Raw genomic sequence first — 5,582 nt, 5'->3', positions numbered from 1 at the left:
TTCTTTTCTTCTCGAGCATTTGCTATTTCATTTTTAGCTTCTTGTATTTCTCTCAATGATTCCATTAATTTTCGATCTCGTTCTTCTAATTGGTTATTGATATAATCCTCTTGTTTTTGTTGCTGTTTTTCTATATCCGCAACATGTTTCCGCAATTCCGTAATTTCCTCTTTTTGATCAGCAATTATTTTCATGGTTGCATTCATTTGTTCTAGTGCATTTTGAAGTTGTAAAGCATAGTAATTATTGTCATTTTCCGATTGCTGTTGCACTACTGCTGTTGTTGTTGCGGTTGTGTCTTTCATATCGATATTCTTAGGAAACATCTGGCTTAGACCATCTTCAATTTCGATTGCGGTTAGCTTGCGTTTAAACCCCTCTGCAATGAACCGCAACACTTCCACCGTTTCCAATCGGTAACGTTTTTTTCTGCCTTCGCCAACGGAAGGAATGTAATCTATAAAATGATCCCGATAATATCGAGCAGTAGATTCCGGTATATTTAATTCTTTTGCGACTTCTGCCATGGTCATTAATTTTTTCATGTCTATCACTCCGATCTACGGGAAATCTATTATTCTTATTCTACAGCAGCTCCGCAATCACCTACTAAAGTAAAATTGTTTTAGAAAAAGGACTTAAATTACTTCCTTTTTGGTAACCTAAAGTATTTATTTTAAGTCACCTTATCGATATAATAAAAGTAACTTTAGATTAGGGGTGATTGGAATGTTTGTTATTCGTGGGAAAAATGGTGAAATCATAACAAGTAGTGAGATCGAAACAGATGGTCAAGAAATTACATATAGAACAAGAGAAGAAGCAAGGAAGGTACTTAAGGAATTAGAAAGGAGTATGCCAACAGGGTTCTTTCAAATTGAAGAAGCAAAATGTATGAATTGCGGTGAAACGCATGATGTAATTGATTTTTATTCAGGAGATGATTACGTCATTTTATGTACGAATTGTCGCCAAAAATTAGCAATGGGTCAGCTAGGAAAAATCGGACGTCCTAGTATGGGAACGACTAAAAAGGTATCTCTCACGCTTTCTGATGATATGTGGGATTGGCTTGATGAAAAAGCAGAAGGTAACCGTTCAAAATTTTTACGTGAAATTGTTGCAAATGCATATTTAAACAATGAAAGTGAATGAACTAGGGGCGATCTCTTATAAGGGCTTAAAATGCTTCATATGGTGTTTGTCAATGTCTTGGAGTGGTAGCGGAACGAAGTGAGCATAAGGAACGGAAAGGCATTGACAAACTCACTACACCCGAACCCTCTTGGCATTGAATCGAATCCATTCGATTCCTGCCTACCGGCGAGGGAGCCCCCTCAATTTTGAGGGGGTTGGGGGAGTTAATTAATGGGGTCTGGGGAAGAGTTCCCCAGTGGGTTTGGGCAAAGCCCAAGGTCTTAGTCGGCAATGCCGACAGCCCCGCAGGGCACACGACTTATGAATATAAGTCTAGTGTGTTATACTTATATAAACATAGATTGATAAGTCTTCTTAGTGCTTCCCCCAAAAAAGGAGGTTATACGGAAATGTCCTACTCCATTTTGAGAGTGGCGAAAGTGAAACAAGCAGCCAATACAACTGGGATCCAAAAACATGTTCAAAGAGAAAATAATAATTACAACAACAAAGAAATTGATCATGAACGAACGCACTTAAATGTGGATTTAATTCATGGCCGAGAAAAGCAAAATTTCAACGAATTGATTGAAAAAAGAATTGAAGAAGGTTACATAGGAAAACGAAAAATACGAAGTGATGCGATACGTCATATTGACGGCATTATAACGAGTGATAATGCGTTTTTTGAAAACATGGATCAGGACCAGGTAAAAAAATACTTCCGGGATTCGTTGGAGTTTCTAGAGGATGAATATGGAAAAGAAAATGTGGTATATGCCACGATACATATGGATGAAAATACACCGCATATGCATTTTGGCGTTGTTCCGTTAACGGAAGATGGACGCTTAAGCGCCAAGGATATTATTGGGAATAAGTCGGCTTTAACAAAGCTTCAAGATCGATTTAATGAATTTATAAATGATAAAGGCTACCAGTTGGAACGTGGAGAGCCCAAAGAATTGACGAAGAAAAAACATCAAGACATGGATAGATTCAAACAAGAGACAAAATACCATGAAAAAGTTTTTCTAGAAGTCCAACAAAAGGTAGAAAAACAAGAAGAAAGATTGGATGAACTGACTGCGATACTAGAGCCAAAAAAGGTAAAATTTAAGGGTCGAGAAATTAAAACAGAGGTTAAGCCAAAATTATTAGGAAAACCCGAAATTATTGAAAAAGAAACAGGCAATATTGTTTTAACACCCAAACAATATAAAAAAGTAAATGAACAGGTAACTGCTGCAGTTGCCATTCAAAAAGATTATAACCGTTTGAAAAATACAGATTTAGCCAAAGAAAATCAGCAGTTAAGAAAAGACCTAAAACGTGAAGATGAGAGATATGAAGATCTTACGAAAGAATATACCAATTTATATTTAGAAAATGAAAAGCTTTCTAAAGAGAATAGCTTGTTAAAAAGCCATATAAGCGTTTTAGAGAAGAATTTAAGAGTTTTGTATAAAAATACTAAGAAACTATTTAAAGACAAATTTAAAGGGTTTAGAGACGTTTTAAAAGGTGATATGCAAAAACAAGAAGTAGAAAATTATTTTGAAAGAGTACATGTTCAAGAACAGAGAAAAATGAGAGAGAAGAATAATAGTTTAGAAAGATGAAAAATGTCTCGAAAAAAGGAAAATTATGCTAGGATAGAAGCTATAAAGATAGAGAAAAAAACCGCCCATTGCTTTGGTCGGCAAGACGGTTTTTAAAAAATAGCTAAGGGCTTAGCCCCTTTATTAAGTTCGTTTAATTATATTCTACCACAAAGGGGCTAATTCCTTCCACAAAGGAGAGGAATTAAAATGAGTAAAGGTAAAGTTGTAGATTTTGGACAAGCTGAAAGTAAGGCTAAACAGAGAGATTTTGACATTGAACAATTAAAATATGCATTAAATCATGGAGGTTTGTCACAAGATCAAATTAATACTGCTTTAGGTATGTTAAGCCAAGGTATTGGAAAAGAACTTTACATAGGTACTAAAAAAAGTCCTCAATCGAAAGTGAGGTTTGCTCAATTCTTACAAAGGAACTGGGAGTTTTTAAGACGTGAGAAGTATTTAACTAGTGAAGAAAAAGTTTTTTTAACTGATGTTCAGCCAAACATAAGTATGCATTCAAATGCTATTGTAGATAACATAATGAAACAACCAGCAAATGCTTTAACGATTCAAGGTATTGCTGATTGTTTAAATACTTCACGAACAAAAATTAGTAGAGTAGTAAATGCTTTAATTAGAAAAGGTATTCTTGCTAAAGCTGTTTCAGGTGATACTAGAGATGTAAATCAAGCAAAAGATTATGTACTTTTTATTAACCCTAATATTATTTATGTGGGCGATAAAGATGATGTAGATGAGCATTTAGTATTAATGTTTCAAAAACAAATGAAAGATAATCCTACACTAAAAAAATTACCTCAAAGATTATTTTAACTAAAAGAGCCAATAAGGCTCTTTTTTTATTTTTTAACCGTATTAAAAGTAATACGGTACCGTATCACTTTTAATACGGTCTTGAATCTCCAAAACTATTGATATATCAACCTTTTTTAAACTTTTAATAGGTTCTATACTCTCACTCTATATATAAGGGCTTTTCTCCATGCAAGGTTCGGGTAGTATTTTTTTGAGAAACTCACTCAAAAAAATCTCCACCCTTTTCCCCTTGCATGGAGAAATTTTGCAGGCTTTGAAGGCTTCGCCGAACGACCGATATACTGATTAGGACATATAAGTAAATGGTCGTTCACTTTTCTAGTATAGCCTGCAAAAACGCTTGTGCATCCGTTCTATAAATCTCTCTTTAACCATAGTTAGCTACGCTATAAAGGGGCTAGCCCCTCTTGGCTCACGCCAATTCACCCCAGCCTCACTTCCCTCAACCTGATTAGGATATGAGAAAACAAATATACATTTTGTATATACAAAATGTATATACTCCGTTATAATATGAAATAGAAGTATTTGATGAATTATGAGCTAAAGTATTATTTTTTAAATAAAGGTGATAAACATGAGTAAACAAATTAATATTAGACTTGATGAAATTCATTATAAGCTATTAGAACAAATGGTAGAAACACTTGAAAAGCAAGGAGTTAAGACAAATAAAACAGATGTAATTCAAAAAGCACTCTATATTTTTGCTAAAGAATCGGTATTAGATTCAGAGATTGTAACAAAAATTATTGATCGTAATTATACAGAGTTTTTTAAATAATTAGTGGGAAATTGAAGAAATATATAGATTAATAAAAGATTTAGGGGGGAAATGATGTATATTTTAAGATTACCTTTTGTTCGTACTTTAATATTTTGTATTCTTGTTTTGATTTTACTTTTTACTAATCAATTAAATGTGTTAGCTTTTTTCTTGTTAGGTGGTTTGTATTCTTTAATTGAATCAATTGCATCTAAAAGAGAATTTGATATAAAAACTGGGAATAAATTTATTGATTTTGGGTGGTACTCTTTTTTATTAGTAACAATACTATTAGTTATAATTGATACTTTTTAAAGAAGGAAGAAGTTAAATAAAAATTTTAACTTCTTCCTTCTTTATTTAATGTGATCATCAGTATTGTGCTACTGTTGATGTTGAAATTACTTTAGCTTTAGGAATTCCTCCTCCATCAGCTAATGGGTCTAATTGATATTTCCATTTATAAGTAACTTTAAATCGTTTAATTCCCTTCTTTTTCCAACTTTTATTTATATAGTGTTGGGCAACTGAAACAGCATCTGATGCCCAAACAACACCTCCTACAACTGGAATAGATTTAGTACCTAATGTTGTTAAGAGTTTATTTACTCCTGTAGTAGTTACACCGGCTGCAGTTAATGCTATAGGTGTCCCGGAAGTATTCTTCTTAACGTATATATATTTTACTGTTGTGTGAGTTACACAAGGGTTATATTTTTTTAAACTCCCTTTGTATGGATTTGTACATTTTGTAGCTGCCTCTACATGATTATTGTTTGGTAAAACGCTAGTAGTTGTTGTAAAAATAAGAATAACTGCAAATAGTGCTAAAAAAATTTTTTTGATCATAAGGTTTCTCCTCCCCTTAAATTTACTATAAATACTTTTCACTCTCCTAATTAATAGAATACTATAATTTTTTAGGAAAAATCTATATTTTTTTTATTTTTAAAAATGAAAATAAGAAGAAGAGAATCTTTATTTGAATAAACATACATTTTCAGTTGACATAATGTTGATTTCAGGAAGTTGCAAAATAAAAGAATATTGATATACCAACGTTTAAAAGCTTTTATTTTTTTATTCAATATACAGGATTTTATACATGGTTGATGGAACAAGGTTTTTCCTTTGGGATCAACCTTCGAATATGCATAAAATCCTGTATAAAAAGGGGCTCTATTTTAGAACAGGGGTAAAACTATGATTACTTGAAAAGTCTCGCAAAAAATCCC

The 5,582-nt window shown here is 32.8% G+C and carries 7 protein-coding genes; 5 read left to right on the top strand and 2 right to left on the bottom strand.

Going from position 1 to position 5,582, the window contains the following annotated elements; translation table 11 throughout:
- The coding region (locus MHI02_RS18485; RefSeq protein ID WP_341166230.1) for a MerR family transcriptional regulator at positions 1-545 on the bottom strand (545 nt) is incomplete at its 3' end.
- A gap of 184 nt (positions 546-729) precedes the next feature.
- Here MHI02_RS18485 and MHI02_RS18480 point away from each other — a divergent pair.
- The 5 genes from MHI02_RS18480 to MHI02_RS18460 all read left to right on the top strand — a co-directional run bounded on the left by MHI02_RS18480 (position 730) and on the right by MHI02_RS18460 (position 4,662).
- Entirely contained in the window at positions 730-1,155 is a 426-nt protein-coding gene (locus MHI02_RS18480; protein WP_341166229.1) for a hypothetical protein, read from the top strand.
- A gap of 392 nt (positions 1,156-1,547) precedes the next feature.
- Positions 1,548-2,759, top strand: a complete 1,212-nt coding sequence (gene mobV / locus MHI02_RS18475) for a MobV family relaxase (protein WP_341166228.1) — start codon at positions 1,548-1,550, stop codon at positions 2,757-2,759.
- Between the two features lie 189 nt (positions 2,760-2,948).
- Complete coding sequence (locus tag MHI02_RS18470) at positions 2,949-3,578, top strand: hypothetical protein (RefSeq protein ID WP_047185846.1); 630 nt, start codon at positions 2,949-2,951, stop codon at positions 3,576-3,578.
- Positions 3,579-4,158: 580 nt separating this feature from the next.
- Entirely contained in the window at positions 4,159-4,365 is a 207-nt protein-coding gene (locus MHI02_RS18465) for a hypothetical protein (protein WP_047185847.1), read from the top strand.
- Between the two features lie 54 nt (positions 4,366-4,419).
- Positions 4,420-4,662, top strand: a complete 243-nt coding sequence (locus MHI02_RS18460) for a hypothetical protein (protein WP_047185848.1) — start codon at positions 4,420-4,422, stop codon at positions 4,660-4,662.
- Positions 4,663-4,719: 57 nt separating this feature from the next.
- Here MHI02_RS18460 and MHI02_RS18455 read toward each other — a convergent pair whose 3' ends face one another.
- Positions 4,720-5,196, bottom strand: coding sequence for a hypothetical protein (locus tag MHI02_RS18455; RefSeq protein WP_047185849.1), 477 nt, complete (start codon positions 5,194-5,196; stop codon positions 4,720-4,722).
- Positions 5,197-5,582: the final 386 nt, after the last annotated feature.

This window comes from Oceanobacillus sp. FSL K6-0118 (assembly GCF_038006665.1).
Taxonomy (GTDB): Bacteria; Bacillota; Bacilli; order Bacillales; family Amphibacillaceae; genus Oceanobacillus; species Oceanobacillus caeni.
Note: the sequence above shows the minus strand (reverse complement) of the source record. Positions and strands in the feature narration are given on the sequence as shown.

Excerpts from the sequence above, each read along its gene's own strand:
- MHI02_RS18455 (WP_047185849.1), bottom strand. The coding sequence starts at position 5,196 with ATGATCAAAAAAATTTTTTTAGCACTATTTGCAGTTATTCTTATTTTT.
- mobV (WP_341166228.1), top strand. The coding sequence starts at position 1,548 with ATGTCCTACTCCATTTTGAGAGTGGCGAAAGTGAAACAAGCAGCCAAT.
- MHI02_RS18480 (WP_341166229.1), top strand. The coding sequence starts at position 730 with ATGTTTGTTATTCGTGGGAAAAATGGTGAAATCATAACAAGTAGTGAG.
- MHI02_RS18460 (WP_047185848.1), top strand. The coding sequence starts at position 4,420 with ATGTATATTTTAAGATTACCTTTTGTTCGTACTTTAATATTTTGTATT.
- MHI02_RS18470 (WP_047185846.1), top strand. The coding sequence starts at position 2,949 with ATGAGTAAAGGTAAAGTTGTAGATTTTGGACAAGCTGAAAGTAAGGCT.
- MHI02_RS18465 (WP_047185847.1), top strand. The coding sequence starts at position 4,159 with ATGAGTAAACAAATTAATATTAGACTTGATGAAATTCATTATAAGCTA.